Here is a 15935-nt window from a genome sequence, read left to right as displayed (position 1 = left end):
ATTGATCCTCTCCAAAATATCATTGACAATCCGAACAGGATGATTATCGGGAATCAACTCCTCAAAACTATACGGAAACAACACCGTCTGATTTTGGTTGTAATACTTGAAATTCATAGACAAATATCTGATTATCAGATATAAATATACAAAAAATAACAATTATAACCAAAAAAAATCCGCCTCAAGTTGTGAGACGGATTCTTTGTTTTTTACGGAATTTATAATTCTAATTCTTTAATCGAAATTTCTCTCATCTCAACTTTTCTGACTTTTCCAGAAATAGTCATTGGGAATTCGTCCACAAATTTCCAATATTTTGGAACTTTATAATGTGCGATTTGACCTTTGCAATAATTTAAAATTTCTTCTTCTGACAATGTCGCTCCTTCTCTCACTTTCACCCAAGCCATTACTTCTTCCCCAAATTTCTCACTTGGAACACCGATGATTTGGACATCCATAATATTCGGATAAGCGTAAAGAAAATCCTCAATCTCTTTTGGTGAAATATTTTCTCCTCCACGAATAATCAAGTCCTTGATTCTACCAGAAATCGTAATATAACCTTCATCATCCATCACTGCCAAATCTCCAGTATGCATCCAACGCCCGTCATCCAAAACTTTCTTTGTATTCTCTGGGTCATTCCAATATTTTAACATTACAGAATAACCTCTTGTACAAAGTTCGCCGTGTTCTCCACGTTTTACGATTTTTCCATCATTATCAATAATCTTGATTTCCAAATGTTCCTGAACCGTACCAACTGTAGAAACTTGTTTTCCCAAAGGCGTCCCAATCAAAGTTTGCGTAGAAACAGGTGAAGTTTCCGTCATTCCGTAACAGATGCTCATTTCTTTGATATTCATCAGACTCTCAACCTTTTTCATAATTTCCGGTGGACAAACCGAACCTGCCATTACTCCAGTTCTTAGATTCGAAAAATCATAAGAATCAAAATCTTTAACCGCCAATTCTGCAATGAACATTGTCGGAACTCCATATAAAGAAGTACATTTTTCTTTAGTCACAACCTTCAAAGTAATTTCTGGGTCAAAACTATCATTCGGAATTACCATACAAGCGCCGTGAGCGGTACAAGCCAGATTGCCAATCACCATTCCAAAACAATGATAAAAAGGAACCGGGATACAAACTCGGTCTTTGTCAGAATATTTCAATCTAATGCCAATGAAATATCCATTGTTAAGAATATTATGATGAGAAAGTGTAACACCTTTTGGAAAACCCGTTGTCCCAGATGTATATTGAATATTGACCGGGTCATCAAACTGAACTTCATTTTCGAAACTTTCCAAAACTTCATCCGAAATTTTTTCTGCACCTTTTAGGAAATCATCCCAATTGTCATCAAAGAAAACTTCACATTTCAATGTAGAGCAGAATTCTTTTGCATCAGTAATCATTCTCTTATAATCACTAGATTTGAAAGTCAATGATGAAAAAATATGCGACATCTCGGATTGGTTAATCACAAAAATCAATTCACTGGTTCTGTAAGCCGGATTTACATTCACCAAAATCACTCCGATTCTTGCTGTTGCGTATTGAAGAAGTGTCCATTCATAGCGATTAGCAGACCAAACACCTACTCTATCTCCAGACTTGACACCAATATTAATCAGCGCTTTTGCAACTTGTGTTGTTTGATTATAAAATTCTTGATAAGTTGCTCTGTAATTTTGATGAGCAGAAACCAATGCTTCATTGTTTGGAAATCTAGCAACGGTTTTAGTCAGATTTCCACCTATTGTTTCGCCCAATAAAGGAATAGATGAAGCTCCGAATGCGTACGATAAAGACATCTTCATTAAATTTTAAAGATTAAAATTATAAAAAAAGATGGAAAAATAAATTTTGAAAGTGCAAAAAACTTAATATAACGAAACATTTAATTAACTTATAATTTATATTATTTAGAAAGATTACAAACTGTATTTTTGTGACATTTCTCAATGTTATATGATTCAACTATTTTCTAAATTTGTGGAAATTCAAATAACATAGAATTATGGCAGGTATTACATCTTCTATAGGAAGAAAATATGCTATGGCACTTTCAGCAATGTTCTTGCTGATTTTTTTGGTGATGCACGTGTCCACCAATATGATTTCAGTCTTTAGTGTAGACGGTTTCAATACAGCATCTCATTTTATGGGATACAATCCGGCGGTTCAGTTCGTAATGCAACCGATTTTGGTTTTCGCTGTAGTTTTCCACTTCGTTATGGGATTCGTTCTGGAAATCAAAAACAACAAGGCTAGACCAGTAAAATATGCGATGAATCAAGGTTCTGCAAATTCTACTTGGATGTCTAGAAATATGATTATTTCTGGAGCAGTAGTTTTAGCCTTCATTGCTTTGCACTTCTACGATTTCTGGGTTCCGGAAATCAGCTACAAGTACATCCAAGGCAACAATCCTGACGAATTGAGATATTGGGAAGAATTGCACCACAAATTCCACGATATTTGGAGAGTTGCTCTTTATGTCATTGCTTTTGTATTATTAGGTTTGCACTTAGCACACGGATTCCAGTCTTCTTTCCAATCAATCGGAGCAAGACATCCAAAGTACACGCCTGTTATCAAAGCTTTCGGAACTTGGTACTCTATCTTGATTCCACTTGGGTTCATCATTATCGCAATTTTTCACTTCGTTACTCAATAATAAAAAGTAAATTATGAGTTTAGATTCAAAAATTCCTCACGGTCCACTTAAGGACAAATGGAAAAATCATAAAGACCATATGAACTTGGTTGCGCCAAACAACCGAGACAAAATAGATATTATCATTGTTGGGACAGGATTAGCCGGTGGTTCTGCTGCTGCGACTCTTGCTGAACAAGGATACAACGTAAAAGCATTCTGCTATCAAGATTCTCCAAGAAGAGCGCACTCTATTGCTGCTCAAGGAGGTATCAACGCTGCTAAGAACTATCAAGGTGATGGTGACTCAACTTACAGATTGTTCTACGATACCATCAAAGGTGGAGATTACCGTGCAAGAGAAGCTAACGTTTACAGATTAGCAGAAGTTTCTGCAAATATCATCGACCAATGTGTTGCTCAAGGTGTTCCTTTTGGACGTGAGTATGGTGGCCAATTAGATAACCGTTCATTTGGTGGAGTTCAGGTAAAAAGAACTTTCTACGCAAAAGGACAAACTGGTCAACAGTTATTATTAGGAGCATATTCTGCAATGAGCCGTCAAATCGGTAAAGGTAGAATCCAGATGTATAACCGTCACGAGATGCTAGACTTAGTAATCGTTGATGGAAAAGCAAGAGGAATTATTGCAAGAAACCTTGTAACCGGAGAAATCGAAAGACATTCTGCACACGCGGTTGTAATTGCTTCCGGAGGTTACGGAAACGTATATTTCCTTTCTACGAATGCAATGGGTTCAAACGTTTCAGCAGCTTGGAAAATTCATAAAAAAGGGGCTTATTTTGCGAATCCTTGTTATGTACAGATTCACCCGACTTGTATTCCGGTTCACGGAACTCAGCAATCTAAATTGACATTGATGTCCGAATCTCTTAGAAACTCAGGAAGAATTTGGGTTCCTAAAAAGATTGAAGATTCTGTAGCCATCAGAGAAGGAAAACTGAGACCAGAAAATATCAAAGAAGAAGATAGAGATTACTATCTTGAAAGAAGATATCCTGCTTTTGGAAACTTGGTGCCGAGAGACGTTGCTTCCAGAGCTGGAAAAGAAAGATGTGACGCAGGTTTCGGAATCGAAAATAATGATACGAAAGAAGGTGTTTACCTAGATTTTTCAACGGAAATTATGAAAAAAGGTAAGGAAACCGCAATCGAAAAACATATTCATAATCCAACTGAGCAACAGATTTATGATCTTGGAAAAGCTTGGATAGAGGAAAAATACGGTAACTTATTCGTAATGTACGAGAAGATTACTGCTGATGATCCTTATAAAACACCAATGAAAATCTATCCTGCGGTTCACTACACAATGGGTGGTGTTTGGGTAGATTATAACTTGCAATCTACAATCCCTGGTTGTTTCGTAATCGGAGAAGCTAACTTCTCAGACCACGGAGCAAACAGATTAGGAGCTTCTGCTTTGATGCAAGGTTTGGCAGACGGATATTTCGTTCTTCCTTACACGATTGCAGATTATCTTTCTGCAGACATTAGAACTGGTAAAATCCCAACTGATTCAGCAGCATTTGATGAAGCCGAAAAAGGAATTAAAGATAAAATCGATTTCTTCCTTAATAACAAAGGAACTCACTCTGTTGACCATTTCCACAAGCAATTGGGTCACATTATGTGGAACAAAGTTGGAATGGGAAGAACGCCTGAAGGTTTGAAAGAAGCTATCAAAGAAATCGAAGAAGTAAGAAATGATTTCTGGAAAAATGTAAAAGTTCCTGGTGATGCTGATAACTTGAATCCAGAATTGGAAAAAGCGTTCAGAGTTGCAGATTTCTTGGAACTAGGACAATTGATGGCAATTGATGCGCTTAACAGAAACGAATCTTGCGGAGGACACTTCCGTGAAGATCACGCAACACCAGAAGGTGAAGCAGAACGTGATGACGTGAATTATAAATATGTTGCCGCTTGGGAATACAAAGGAATGGATATCAACCAGTCTGTAGTTCATAAAGAGGATTTGGTGTACGAAAACATCGAAGTTAAAGCAAGAAGTTACAAATAATCTCCATTCAAAAATATATAAAAATGAGTGCAAAAAAAGGCTTAAATCTTACGCTGAAAATTTGGAGACAAAAAAATAATAAATCGAAGGGACAATTCGATACTTATAAAATTTCTGATGTTTCTACAGATTCTTCATTCTTAGAAATGTTGGATATCTTGAACGAGCAGTTAATCAACGAGGGAAAAGACCCCGTTGCGTTTGACCACGATTGTCGTGAAGGAATCTGCGGAATGTGTTCACTTTACATCAATGGTAGAGCACACGGTCCAGATACAGGAATCACCACTTGTCAGCTGCATATGCGTCATTTCAAAGATGGCGAAACGATTCACATCGAGCCTTGGAGAAGTGCTGCTTTTCCTGTGATCAAGGATTTGGTGGTTGATAGAAGTGCATTCGACAGAGTGATGGCTGCAGGTGGATTTGTTTCTGTAAACACTTCAGGAAACACTTTGGATGCAAACGCAATTCCGGTTCCAAAAGAAGATGCAGACAAAGCAATGGATGCAGCAGCTTGTATTGGTTGTGGAGCTTGTGTTGCGACTTGTAAAAACGGTTCTGCAATGTTGTTCGTTGGAGCAAAAGTTTCTCAGTTCGCATTATTACCTCAAGGTCGTGTAGAAGCAAAAAGAAGAGTTCTGAATATGGTAAAAGCAATGGACGAAGAAGGTTTCGGAAACTGTTCAAATACCGGAGCTTGTGAAGTAGAATGTCCAAAAGGTATCTCTCTGGAAAACATCGCAAGAATGAACAGAGAATATGTTACAGCAAACATTTCTACAGCTAATTCTTAATATTAGATTTCAGAAGTCAGATTTCAGACTTCTTATAAAATATAAATCCGGTTGTCTATTCAATCGGATTTTTTATTATTTATATTTTATGGCTTTATCTATTTCAATAGGATTATAGTTTTTACGCTTAGTCTCCTGAATGATTTTCCTTACTTCATCCAAATCCTTTGTCGTTTTGATTTCTTTACCATAAGCAGAAAAAGTGTAATCTTCGCCTTTTGATAATTTTGTTCTTATTTCGGAGTATGGGTTGTAGTAGGCATCAGAAAGAATCTCATTATATTTTTCTAAACTGATAGGAATAGCTTTCTTACCAAAATTACTTTCTAAAATTCTAGTCGTATCATAAGGAGAATCGAGTTTTTTAATTTCGACTAAATTGAAACTATAATGTTTTTTTTCATCTTCAATTTGAAAAATAAGTCCGGGCAAACCTTGAAATTTATAAGGACCTTGATTAATAGGAATATCTTTTGAAAACCACGCTGTCCATTTCCTACCTCCAAACTCGGTTGTTGCTTTCTGTAGGGTAAATCCTTTTTGAGTTTTGGTTTCCGATAATATTTCCCACTTCATTTTGTCTGTCGATTTATAGCTATAATAATCTGTATCAACGAAGACATAATTCTCATTATCAAAACTGTTTACATTTCGCTTTAGCATCAAACTAGTACCCAATGTAATCCCCGAACTGTGTATTTTTGTAGCTTTTTGAATAGAATCTTCTTCGTACAATTCTTGATTATAAAATTTTACATTCTTGTTATCATCATCCAAAAAAATTGCATTTGTAAAAGCTGTTTTAGCAATTGTATCGCGAACAAATTTGACTTCATATACAAACCTGTTAATTTGAGAATAACTGAAAGAAAATAAGAGAAATGATAAAAGTAGAATTAGTTTTTTCATATTAGTTTTTGTTTTGATAAAGTTTTCAATTTTTTTTCTAATAAGAGCAATACAAACAGCCTACAAATCAAAAACACTAGGTCTTTTGGTAATGATGCAGTCTTTTATCCAAAGAAAAAATCCTAAACCAAGATAAAACAAAAAGAAAATTCCTGCAGTTGCAAATGTCGAATAGATAAATAAAACACGCAGTTTGGAAACAGGAATTCCTAATTTAGTTCCGTATCTCGTCAAAACTCCAAACCATTCTCTCTCGAATCTGTGGCGAATATTATCTATCATTATTCAGTAATTGAAAACCAATACTGCAATTTAAGCATTTTTTCTGATTGCAGAATACTTTGTATTGATAAAGAAACGCCTGCGTTTGCGAAGCATTTTCGAATTTCAGACCCAATTTTTTCCATTCATCCAAAACTGAATTTTTCTCAGGTTTCATCTGCTTATAAAATTCGAAAATATCATCTACTATTTCCGGATTATGGTTTTTATAGTAGAAATATTTCAAGGGCAAAATCGTATTGATAATAATTAGATCGATGAAATCCTGACTGAGATACTTCTTACTCTCAACGGATGAAATTTTTCCAAAATTGAAACGATTATCCCAATATCCAGAAGCTTTCACATCTTCGAAGATTTTGTATAAATCTTCAATTGATTTTGCTTCAATCAGCTTTGAAAAAAGATTAGGTTGAGAATGATAAAGATTCGCTAATTGTGACAATCTTATTGTTGGAAAATTTGGAGGACGAAGTTTGGAGAATTTGGGATGAATTCTAAAATCAGATAAATTAAATTTCACTTTTAAGAAATCAAATTCACGTTTCCAAATTTGCATTCTTTCATCTTTTGATTCATCCAAAAAGTCACAGATTCCGAAAAATAAAGCTTCTAATTGAGTTGGATTTTGTTTGATTTTCTGCACTATAGAGAAATCCAGACTTTCTGCCATTTGAAGAAAAATTTCTGCATTTACCTTCAATCCAAACGTATAAGCCAAGTTCTGGAACAAAACAGCTTCGTAATTATTTTGATAATTAAGGAGTGATTTTCCAAAAATTTCAGATTTTTCATCCAACTTTTTGAGCAAAACTTCTTCCTGGAAAAAAAGCGGAATCTTATTCTTATCAAACAACTCATCACAAGCGATAAAAGAATGTTCTTTGCTCAGATTCTGATGTTTCAAAATCAGTTCTTCATCAATATAATTCTTCAGCTCAAGCGTTGGAATATTCTGTTTTTCTAATTCAGGAATATCACAATCATTAATATAAACTGCGTGAAGAATCAGATTTCCAAACTCCGGATTACCGGAATGATTATGAAAAAACCAATCGGAAGCTTTGATATGAATCTCGATATTGCCGGCAAAAATCAGGTCATCAATCTTGATTTTGGCAAAGAGAAAATCCGGACCGGAGTTTTTGTTCCATTCTCCGAATTCTAAAATTTCGATTTTCCTTCCGTCTGTGGAGATAAAGTCAAAGTTTCCAAATTTCTTAAAGTTCCAGAGATATTGTAATATTTCTTCATTCATTTGTGTGCTGATTTCTGTTAAATAAAAAAACCTTCCAAAGTTGAAAACTTCGAAAGGTTTAAGTTACATATTTTAATTAATACTAGATTAACTTCTAATTTCCAGCATTAATTAATTTTGCTTCTTCAAATTTGGCAATCGTATTCTGATACATTTCAATATAAATCGGAAGAATATTTTTCAAGTCAAAATGAATAGCCTGAGCTTTCGCATTCTTTTTCATTTCGGAAAGAAGAGTTTCATCGCTCAACAGCTTAATACAATAATTAGACATCGCTTCTACATTTCCGGTTTCTGCCAAAAATCCGGTTTCTCCTTGGATATTAACTTCCGGAATTCCACCTGCATTACTACTGATAACCGGTGTTCTTGCCGCCATTGCTTCCAACGCCGCCAAACCAAAACTTTCCTGTTCCGAAGGCAAAAGAAACACATCAGAAAGCTGTAAAATATGATAAAGATTATTCACTTTTCCAAGCAATTTGATTTTTCCAATCAAGTCTGGATTATTCTCCATAAACTCAGAGATTTTTTCCATTTCCGGGCCTTCACCAATGATAATTAGTTTTGACTTGACTTTCTTATTAACGTTTTTGAAAATTTCCAAAACATCCTGAATTCTCTTAACCGGACGAAGATTGGAAACGTGAATCAGGATTTTCTCATCATCACTCGCAAATTGTTCTCTCTGACAAGTTTTGCAATCATCAAAAACCGAATTATCAATAAAATTGGTTATAACTTGAATTTCCTTCTGAATATTGAAAAACTGCAATGTATCTTTTTTCAAACTTTGTGATACTGACGTAATTGTATCACTTTGATTGATAGAAAATTCCACTGCGTGTTTATAACTTGGGTGTTGTCCTACCAAAGTAATATCTGTCCCGTGAAGCGTTGTTACCAAAGGAATATCTTTATTGTCCGCTTTCAGCATTTGCTTCGCCGTAAAAGCAGCATAAGCATAAGGAATCGCATAATGAGCGTGAAGAATATCCAGTTTATAAAGATTTACCACACGATAAATCATCGATGACAATGCGATATCGTAAGGCTGATATTGGAACAACGGATAGGTCTGAACGTTGACTTTATGGAAAAAAATATTCGGATTGGTAACATCCAAACGTGCTGGCAAAGCTGAACTGATGAAATGAACTTCAAAGCCTTTATCGGCTAAACTCATTCCTAATTCTGTTGCCACAATTCCGCTTCCGCCGTAAGTTGGATAGCAAAGTATTCCTATTTTCATTTTACTTTTTTATTGTTTTATTTTTGAACCACAAAAGTCACAAAAGTTTTTTGAAGAGAAATCAATCTGATTTTTAAAGATAAAATAAGGCTTAGCATTCTACTTTAAAAAGAGAATTTTTGCTCTTTCTTTTGTGACTTTTGTGGTTTATAAAAAATCACATTAATTGTTCGTAATATTTATTGACAAATGTTTCTTGCCCTTCGTGAAAGATATTTTTCACATTGAAATTAATAAGAATTCCTTTCGGAACTTTTAATAATCCCATATAATTTAAGAGTTGAGCTTTATGAATATCTTCAATTCTTTTGACTGATTTAATTTCCAAAACAATTATTTCTTCAATCAAAAAATCACATCTGAAATCACAATTTAAAACTTTCTCCTTAAAAATAACATCAATTCTAAATTCTGATTTGAAATTAATATTTCTTAATGCAAATTCTTCTTTCAAAGCTTCACAATAAACACTTTCTAATAAGCCAGAACCTAAATGTTTGTGAACTTCAATACAAGCTCCGTTGATTTTATAAGTTAAATCTGTCAAATAAGATTGCGTTATCATTGTTTTTATTTTTCCTTATTTTAACTTTATAGTATGTAAAAAACTTTTGTGACTTTTGTGGTTATAAATTTACTCCATTACTATCTTAGAATTTTTCGTTTCTGAACTATTTTTTCTATCAGTTTTATTTTGAATTTTCGCTTCAACATCCATTCCTAGTCCGAATTTCAATTGGTCATTTACCAAAACTGGAAGTCTTCCTGAGATTTTGGTTTGTCCCAAAATTCCGTTGGCTGTGGCTTTCATTGCGTCGTCATTATTTTCGTAAGAAACCAAAACTGTAGAAACTTTAGAAATATCAATATCTTTTAATGCATAAGGGCTTCCGAAAACATCCAAAATGACATTTTGATTCTTGGTTAAATCTGACAAAATTTTCTTGCTTGCATCAGAAATTTTGTAAGGTTTATAAGCTGTAGAATTATCTTTATGGAATCCAACAATCACTTTCGAATTGGCTGGAATGGTATTGATTTCATTTGAATTTTTAAAAATAACTGTTGTTCCGAGATTAAGTTGATTCAGGAAAGTTTCATAAGGCGCTTCTTCTAACGGAACGTAATAGTACGTTTCTTTACAATCCAATGGCAACAGCTTTTTCTCATCTTTAATTAACGTCAAAGCATTAGCATACATTTTCTGAACTAAAACAGAATGTGACGCATTATTCAAATCCTCGTTGACGTTTTCCGGATTGATATTGTTGTATTGATTTAAACCTAAATAATATTTAGTCAAAAGAATCTTCTTTACGCTCTCTTCTACTCTATTTTGCTGGATTTCGCCGTTATCAATCGCTTTTTGGATTAATTTTTTTCCAGTTGCAACATCCTGTGAAAATAACATCAAATCATTTCCTGCTTTGAAAGCCATTGCATCCAATTCTCCCGCTTTGAATTTATTAGCAACAGCACCCATATTAAGCGCATCGGTAATAATCAAACCTTTGTAACCTAATTTTTCTTTCAGAAGTCCAGTCACGATTTTTTTAGAAACCGAGGCTGGAATTCCTTTTTCATTTTCGAGACTTGGAACGTAAAGATGCGCAACCATTACTCCACCAATTCCTTTATTCATCAACGCTTTGAAAGGCGCAATTTCGATTTTTTCCAATCTTTCCAAATTATGAGAAACAACCGGCAAATCCAGATGGGAATCTTTGTCTGTATCACCGTGACCCGGAAAATGTTTAATCGCGGCCAAAATTCTGTTGTCCTGCAAACCGTTGGAATAAGCCAAAGCAGAATTCACAACATTATTGACATCAGAACCAAAACTTCTGTTTCCAATAATGGGATTGTTTGGATTGGTGTTGACATCCACAACCGGCGCAAAATCCCAATTGATGCCCATTCTTTTGCAATCTTCAGCAATCTTAGCAGACATCTCATAAATCAGATTTTTATCTTGAATCGCTCCCAAAGCAATTGCCCACGGATATTTATGAGCCTTTGCAATCCTTTGGAATAATCCCCATTCTGCGTCCATTCCAATCATTAATGGAACTTTTGACTTAGCTTGAAATTCATTAACCAAATTAATTTCTCTTTCTGCATCGTCCTGCATTAGAATCAATCCACCGATTTTATCTTGGTTAACAATATTTCTAATTTGACTGATATGAGCCTCATCTTTATTAGTATAAAGCGCAACAATAAAGAGTTGTCCCAACTTTTCATCCTGCGAAAGTGAGTTGTATGTTTTATCAACCCAGTCATTAGCTTTTTTAATATCCGAATTGGAAATATTTTTAGGCTGATACTGAGTGAAATAAATTTGTGAAATAAAAGTTATTAATAGAAGACTTAACCTTTTCATATTTTGAAAATCTAAAATTCAGAAAGTTTCCATAAAGATATTAATTCCACGGAAATTAGCTATTTTTATGGTCTGTAATTTGTAATTAAATTTTAACGTAAAATATTTATACCTATGAAAAAGTTTTTGCCCCTTTTATTATTGTTAGTTGGTAGCTTATTTATCTTCAGCTGTAAGGATGACGATGATGTTTATGTACAAGTAGATGTGGATTATCCTGCTGTATATGACCTTAGAAATGTTAATTTTTCTTATAATAATGACTTGGGATGGCATTATGGTCAGAATTTTAACAATCCAATGTTGGATCAAGATTATGTTGTTATATTCAGACAAACAGGAACATCTGGCAATGCTCCAGTTTGGCAACAAATCCCAAGAACACTTTATTTAGATCAGGGAGAATTAGATTATGATTTTGATTTCTCTAAGAATGATTTTATGATTTATGCCGGAGGAACTTATGATCTTAGTACAACTCCGCAATATTTGAATAACCAAACATTCAGAGTGGTGTTAGTTCCAGCGGTATATGGAAAAAACGCTACCTTGGAAGATTTAAAAAAATTGTCTTACGAGGAGATTATTGCTAAATACAATATTGATGAAAGCAAAGTTGGAACATTGTAACCCCAACCTCACAAAAAAAGTAAAACCACAGAATTTGTGGTTTTTTTTGTGACTAAAAATAAATAATACTAAATTAGTATGAATTAAATTTTTTATATTAAATTTGTTATTCATTAATCAAAAAATGTAAATATTATGTCTATAAAACTTGGCGATACCGCTCCGGATTTTAATGCAGAAAGCAGTTTAGGAAATCTTAATTTTTACGAATTTCTCGGAGATTCCTGGGGAATTTTATTTTCACATCCAGCAGATTATACACCCGTTTGTACAACTGAATTGGGAAAAACATCACAACTGAAACCAGAATTCGATAAAAGAAATACAAAAGTTTTAGCGTTAAGCGTTGACGGAATTGACAATCATAAAGGTTGGATCTCCGATATTAATGAAACTCAAAATACAGAAGTTGAATTCCCGATTATTGCAGATCAGGACAAAAAAGTTTCAGAATTATACGATTTTATCCATCCGAATGCGAGCGCAACTCTGACTGTAAGATCATTATTAATTATTGATCCCAATAAAAAAGTAAGACTCATCATCACTTATCCCGCTTCTACAGGAAGAAACTTTACAGAAATCCTGAGAGTTTTGGATTCTTTACAACTCGTAGATGGTTATGGGGTTGCAACGCCAGTTGATTGGAAAGATGGAGAAGATGTGATAATTCCACCAGCTGTATCGCAGGAAGATGCCGAGAAGAAATTTACAAAAGGCGTGAAAGTTATAAAACCATATTTGAGATATACTCCACAACCTAATAAGTAAGGTCAAATTTTTCTAGTTCTAATTGAAAAAAGCTCCAACATTTGGAGCTTTTATTATATTCGATAATTGTGGAAATTAATTTACTGAGAAAACTTCTTTAGAAAATTCATCATTGTTTTTTGGAATTTCGATGACAATATTTCCGTTTTCATAATAACCAATTGTAGAAACACCAGAGGCTAATTTTACTCGAAAAACATCTTGCTTGGTTGTCGCTCTGAACGTTGCAAAAGGAACAGAACTGTTTCCATCTACCAAGATAAATTGACTATTATCAATTTGAATCCTTTGCAAACTCAAACTTCCGTTCTTATATTTTTGCGCTGCTGGAGATTGAGCAACTTTTACATCATCCACCTTTTTAATTTCTTCAACAGGCTTTGATTCTGCTATTTTTTCTATTGTCGCACTAGGATTTGAAATAGGAACTTTAGCCAAACCTTGTTTCAAAGCATCTTGAAAGCCAGGCTCGAATTCTTTAATTGTACTACTACCCTTTTCTGTAAAAACAACTTGATTATTACAATCTTTAAAATTCAAAATAATTTTGTTTCTGAACATACTTTTATCATTCAGAACGTCTGTTGCTAATACTTTACAAGGATTCGTAAGTGCCTCTGCTGGCCAACTTGTTTTGGTTTCAGAAAGAACAACATACTTTTTTCCTTTCAAAGATTTTTCCATGATAATACCTAATCCATAATCTTTGTTGTCTTTGAAATCATTGAATTCTTGTGGAATCAAAATGTATTTGTAATCGGAAACTGTTTGAGCCTTTATTAATACAAGAAAAATAACGGATAAGAAAATGGATATTTTTTTCATAATAACGAAGTTATAAATAATATTATTAATTTCTGAAGCCTTGCATATCCAACTTCAAAGAGAAGAAATTGGAGTAAAAATTGGAACCACCAATTCCAGAATTGGTGATGGCATAATCCAAAGTTAAGCCTTTATATTTGATTCCAATCCCTGCGCTTGGTTGGAAAGATACTTTTCTTTTAAGATCCTCGATGTCAGAAATCGTTTGAAATCTATTGAAACCTAATCTCACAAAAATCATATCTTGGAAAATCAATTCTCCACCTGCATAAGGTGTGATACTTGCAAAATCTGTAGAAATTAAAGCTGCAGTTTTTGCAAAATCTATATTAACGCCAGCTTCTGGTAATAATTTCAAATCTCTATTGAATTCAAAGGTTTTGCTAATACCGACATTAAGTTTCGGCATTGTGATTTCCATCTTATCCGCAGGAGCTGGATTAAATTCTTCTCCATTCACGACTGTTGATAATTCTGCCTGATTAATTGTCCAGAAATTGACTGTTGTAGTCGCATCTCTTAGCATAAATCCATAATTCCAATCTGTATCTGTATGGTAAATTGCACCAACATCAAATCCAAATCCATAGCCACTTGCAAACTTCCCAATATTTCGGTAAACTATTTTTGCGGTTGCACCAACGTCCAATTTTTGATTTCCGTTGGGATGAAAAGCGTATGAAAAAAGAGCAGCATAATCTGCTGTGGAAAAGGAACTGATTTTATCATAATCAATATTACCTTCAGAATCGATTAATTGAGTTGTATTAAGGATATTATCTACACCTAATCTCACTAATGAAATGGCAAAAACACCATTTCCATAATCCAAAGGTTTGGCATAGGAAAGATAATCGTATTTGGCAATCGACTCAAAGTATTCTGCATGCATCGCAGCTACTTGCCAATCCTGATCTATTTTCATCAGACCAGCAGGATTCCACATTGGAGAATAGACGTCATCTTGGTTAGAAACTACAGCACCTCCCATTGCAAGACCTCTAGCTCCAGCACCGATATTCAGGAATTCATTAGAATACTTTCTGATGATTTGAGCATCAGAAAATTGGGCCAAAATAATCAGTAAAAAAAATAAAATTCTTTTCATTAACAAGTGTTTACAGAGATTCTGAATCTGTAATTGCAACTTCTTTTTTTCTTTTCGATTTTATAATTCCATTCACTACAATCGAGGCAATCATTATAAAAGAAGCGCCATAAAAAATAGGACTCATATGCTCTGATGCTCCAAAGATAAAAAAAGCTAAGATAATCCCGTAAACTGGTTCAAGATTTACTGTCAAAATCAATGTGAAAGGGGAAATGAACTTCATCAATTTAACACTTTCAAACATTGGATAAGCCGTAAAGACAGAAGCCAACAATAATACTAACGCAATATCTGTATAACTTATTTCGCTGATAGACGAAATTTGTCCTGTAAAAAGAAAAAACAAACTGATAACCAACCAACCTCCTGCGATCTCATAAAAAATAATATTTCCTGAACTGGTTTTGCCAAAAATTTTTCCATTAAAAACAGAAAAAATGGTTCCAAAAAGTGCACATAAAATTCCGTAGATGATTCCTTCCTTATATTTAAGTTCCGCATTGAAGATTAAAGAAATACAAACCACAATAATGACTCCAATGATAATCTCTGTCCAATCTGGCTTTCTTCTGAAAACCAAAGGTTCTATCAATGCTGCAAATAACGTTGATAAAGAAAGACAAGACAAAGCGATGGAAACATTAGAAACCTTAATAGATTGAAAAAAGAACAGCCAGTGAAAAGCCATTACACTTCCAATTCCAATTAATTTGAATAATAAATTCTTAGAAACTTTGATGCTTTCTTTTTTTACTAATCTTAAATAGAAATAAAGAAAGATTGCAGCAAACAACATTCTGTAAAATACAAGAACCTGAGCCTCCGCCAAAATCAATTTTCCCAAAATAGCTGTGAATCCCCACAAAAACACAATAAAATGCAACCTCAGCAAATAAGAATTCTTCATTAGAACTATCGATTTTTCAATTTGCAAAATTAGAATAAAAAAGGGACATTTATCTATAAGAATTAGATTTGAAATACAAATAATATAAAAAA

At 33.9% G+C, this 15935-nt stretch carries 15 protein-coding genes; 5 read left to right on the top strand and 10 right to left on the bottom strand.

All coding sequences use genetic code 11. The annotated features are described in order from the left end of the window. Nucleotides 1–221: 221 nt before the first annotated feature. Nucleotides 222–1835 (bottom strand): AMP-binding protein, encoded by a 1614-nt coding sequence (locus DRF58_RS04165; RefSeq protein WP_116033207.1) that lies wholly within the window; start codon nt 1833–1835, stop codon nt 222–224. A 200-nt stretch (nt 1836–2035) separates the two neighbouring features. On the opposite strand from DRF58_RS04165, the gene DRF58_RS04160 reads away from it, so the two are divergent. Genes DRF58_RS04160 through DRF58_RS04150 form a run of 3 tightly spaced genes read left to right on the top strand, consistent with a single transcriptional unit; the run spans nt 2036 to nt 5515 of the window. Further along, the gene (locus DRF58_RS04160) at nt 2036–2695 is read left to right on the top strand and encodes a succinate dehydrogenase cytochrome b subunit (RefSeq protein WP_116033205.1); all 660 of its coding nucleotides are present in this window, start codon (nt 2036–2038) and stop codon (nt 2693–2695) included. 10 nt (nt 2696–2705) lie between these two features. After that, nucleotides 2706–4718 carry a fumarate reductase/succinate dehydrogenase flavoprotein subunit gene (locus DRF58_RS04155; protein WP_116033202.1) on the top strand — a complete coding sequence of 671 codons (2013 nt, stop codon included), beginning with the start codon at nt 2706–2708 and terminating at the stop codon, nt 4716–4718. A 23-nt stretch (nt 4719–4741) separates the two neighbouring features. Beyond that, nucleotides 4742–5515 carry a succinate dehydrogenase/fumarate reductase iron-sulfur subunit gene (locus tag DRF58_RS04150; RefSeq protein WP_116033200.1) on the top strand — a complete coding sequence of 258 codons (774 nt, stop codon included), beginning with the start codon at nt 4742–4744 and terminating at the stop codon, nt 5513–5515. 75 nt (nt 5516–5590) lie between these two features. On the opposite strand, the gene DRF58_RS04145 is transcribed toward DRF58_RS04150, so the two are convergent. From DRF58_RS04145 to DRF58_RS04120, 6 genes are all read right to left on the bottom strand, one after another. After that, nucleotides 5591–6424 (bottom strand): GLPGLI family protein, encoded by an 834-nt coding sequence (locus tag DRF58_RS04145; protein WP_116033197.1) that lies wholly within the window; start codon nt 6422–6424, stop codon nt 5591–5593. 60 nt (nt 6425–6484) lie between these two features. Then, a complete protein-coding gene (locus DRF58_RS04140; protein ID WP_116033195.1) occupies nt 6485–6706 on the bottom strand; it encodes a PspC family transcriptional regulator in 222 nt (73 codons plus the stop codon). Next, nucleotides 6696–7964 carry a DUF2851 family protein gene (locus DRF58_RS04135; protein WP_116033192.1) on the bottom strand — a complete coding sequence of 423 codons (1269 nt, stop codon included), beginning with the start codon at nt 7962–7964 and terminating at the stop codon, nt 6696–6698. The genes DRF58_RS04140 and DRF58_RS04135 overlap by 11 nt, the downstream gene beginning before the upstream one ends. A 94-nt stretch (nt 7965–8058) precedes the next feature. Then, nucleotides 8059–9216, bottom strand: coding sequence for an N-acetyl-alpha-D-glucosaminyl L-malate synthase BshA (gene bshA, locus DRF58_RS04130; protein WP_116033190.1), 1158 nt, complete (start codon nt 9214–9216; stop codon nt 8059–8061). 157 nt (nt 9217–9373) lie between these two features. Next, the gene (locus DRF58_RS04125; protein ID WP_116033187.1) at nt 9374–9781 is read right to left on the bottom strand and encodes a GxxExxY protein; all 408 of its coding nucleotides are present in this window, start codon (nt 9779–9781) and stop codon (nt 9374–9376) included. 69 nt (nt 9782–9850) lie between these two features. Next, nucleotides 9851–11599 carry a glycoside hydrolase family 3 protein gene (locus DRF58_RS04120; RefSeq protein ID WP_116033186.1) on the bottom strand — a complete coding sequence of 583 codons (1749 nt, stop codon included), beginning with the start codon at nt 11597–11599 and terminating at the stop codon, nt 9851–9853. 114 nt (nt 11600–11713) lie between these two features. Between DRF58_RS04120 and DRF58_RS04115 the strand changes: the two genes are divergently transcribed. Together DRF58_RS04115 and DRF58_RS04110 are read left to right on the top strand one after the other, a co-directional pair. After that, nucleotides 11714–12229, top strand: coding sequence for a hypothetical protein (locus DRF58_RS04115; protein WP_116033183.1), 516 nt, complete (start codon nt 11714–11716; stop codon nt 12227–12229). A 135-nt stretch (nt 12230–12364) separates the two neighbouring features. Further along, nucleotides 12365–13000 (top strand): peroxiredoxin, encoded by a 636-nt coding sequence (locus tag DRF58_RS04110; RefSeq protein WP_116033181.1) that lies wholly within the window; start codon nt 12365–12367, stop codon nt 12998–13000. Between the two features lie 75 nt (nt 13001–13075). Here DRF58_RS04110 and DRF58_RS04105 read toward each other — a convergent pair whose 3' ends face one another. The 3 genes from DRF58_RS04105 to DRF58_RS04095 are packed head-to-tail and all read right to left on the bottom strand — an operon-like array spanning nt 13076 to nt 15843. Further along, nucleotides 13076–13825, bottom strand: coding sequence for a hypothetical protein (locus DRF58_RS04105; RefSeq protein WP_116033178.1), 750 nt, complete (start codon nt 13823–13825; stop codon nt 13076–13078). 25 nt (nt 13826–13850) lie between these two features. Further along, on the bottom strand, nt 13851–14933 hold the full coding sequence (locus DRF58_RS04100; protein ID WP_116033175.1) for a putative type IX sorting system protein PorV2: 1083 nt from the start codon (nt 14931–14933) through the stop codon (nt 13851–13853). A gap of 10 nt (nt 14934–14943) precedes the next feature. Beyond that, nucleotides 14944–15843: a DMT family transporter gene (locus DRF58_RS04095; protein WP_116033173.1), complete on the bottom strand. Its 900-nt coding sequence runs from the start codon at nt 15841–15843 to the stop codon at nt 14944–14946. Nucleotides 15844–15935: the final 92 nt, after the last annotated feature.

It is taken from the genome of Epilithonimonas hispanica, from assembly GCF_003385395.1.
Lineage (GTDB): Bacteria > Bacteroidota > Bacteroidia > Flavobacteriales > Weeksellaceae > Epilithonimonas > Epilithonimonas hispanica.
Note: the sequence above shows the minus strand (reverse complement) of the source record. Positions and strands in the feature narration are given on the sequence as shown.

Coding starts and splice junctions, on each gene's coding strand:
- DRF58_RS04125 (WP_116033187.1), bottom strand. CDS start 9,781: ATGATAACGCAATCTTATTTGACAGATTTAACTTATAAAATCAACGGA.
- DRF58_RS04165 (WP_116033207.1), bottom strand. CDS start 1,835: ATGAAGATGTCTTTATCGTACGCATTCGGAGCTTCATCTATTCCTTTA.
- DRF58_RS04120 (WP_116033186.1), bottom strand. CDS start 11,599: ATGAAAAGGTTAAGTCTTCTATTAATAACTTTTATTTCACAAATTTAT.
- DRF58_RS04150 (WP_116033200.1), top strand. CDS start 4,742: ATGAGTGCAAAAAAAGGCTTAAATCTTACGCTGAAAATTTGGAGACAA.
- DRF58_RS04145 (WP_116033197.1), bottom strand. CDS start 6,424: ATGAAAAAACTAATTCTACTTTTATCATTTCTCTTATTTTCTTTCAGT.
- DRF58_RS04095 (WP_116033173.1), bottom strand. CDS start 15,843: ATGAAGAATTCTTATTTGCTGAGGTTGCATTTTATTGTGTTTTTGTGG.
- DRF58_RS04105 (WP_116033178.1), bottom strand. CDS start 13,825: ATGAAAAAAATATCCATTTTCTTATCCGTTATTTTTCTTGTATTAATA.
- DRF58_RS04135 (WP_116033192.1), bottom strand. CDS start 7,964: ATGAATGAAGAAATATTACAATATCTCTGGAACTTTAAGAAATTTGGA.
- DRF58_RS04110 (WP_116033181.1), top strand. CDS start 12,365: ATGTCTATAAAACTTGGCGATACCGCTCCGGATTTTAATGCAGAAAGC.
- bshA (WP_116033190.1), bottom strand. CDS start 9,216: ATGAAAATAGGAATACTTTGCTATCCAACTTACGGCGGAAGCGGAATT.
- DRF58_RS04115 (WP_116033183.1), top strand. CDS start 11,714: ATGAAAAAGTTTTTGCCCCTTTTATTATTGTTAGTTGGTAGCTTATTT.
- DRF58_RS04140 (WP_116033195.1), bottom strand. CDS start 6,706: ATGATAGATAATATTCGCCACAGATTCGAGAGAGAATGGTTTGGAGTT.
- DRF58_RS04160 (WP_116033205.1), top strand. CDS start 2,036: ATGGCAGGTATTACATCTTCTATAGGAAGAAAATATGCTATGGCACTT.
- DRF58_RS04100 (WP_116033175.1), bottom strand. CDS start 14,933: ATGAAAAGAATTTTATTTTTTTTACTGATTATTTTGGCCCAATTTTCT.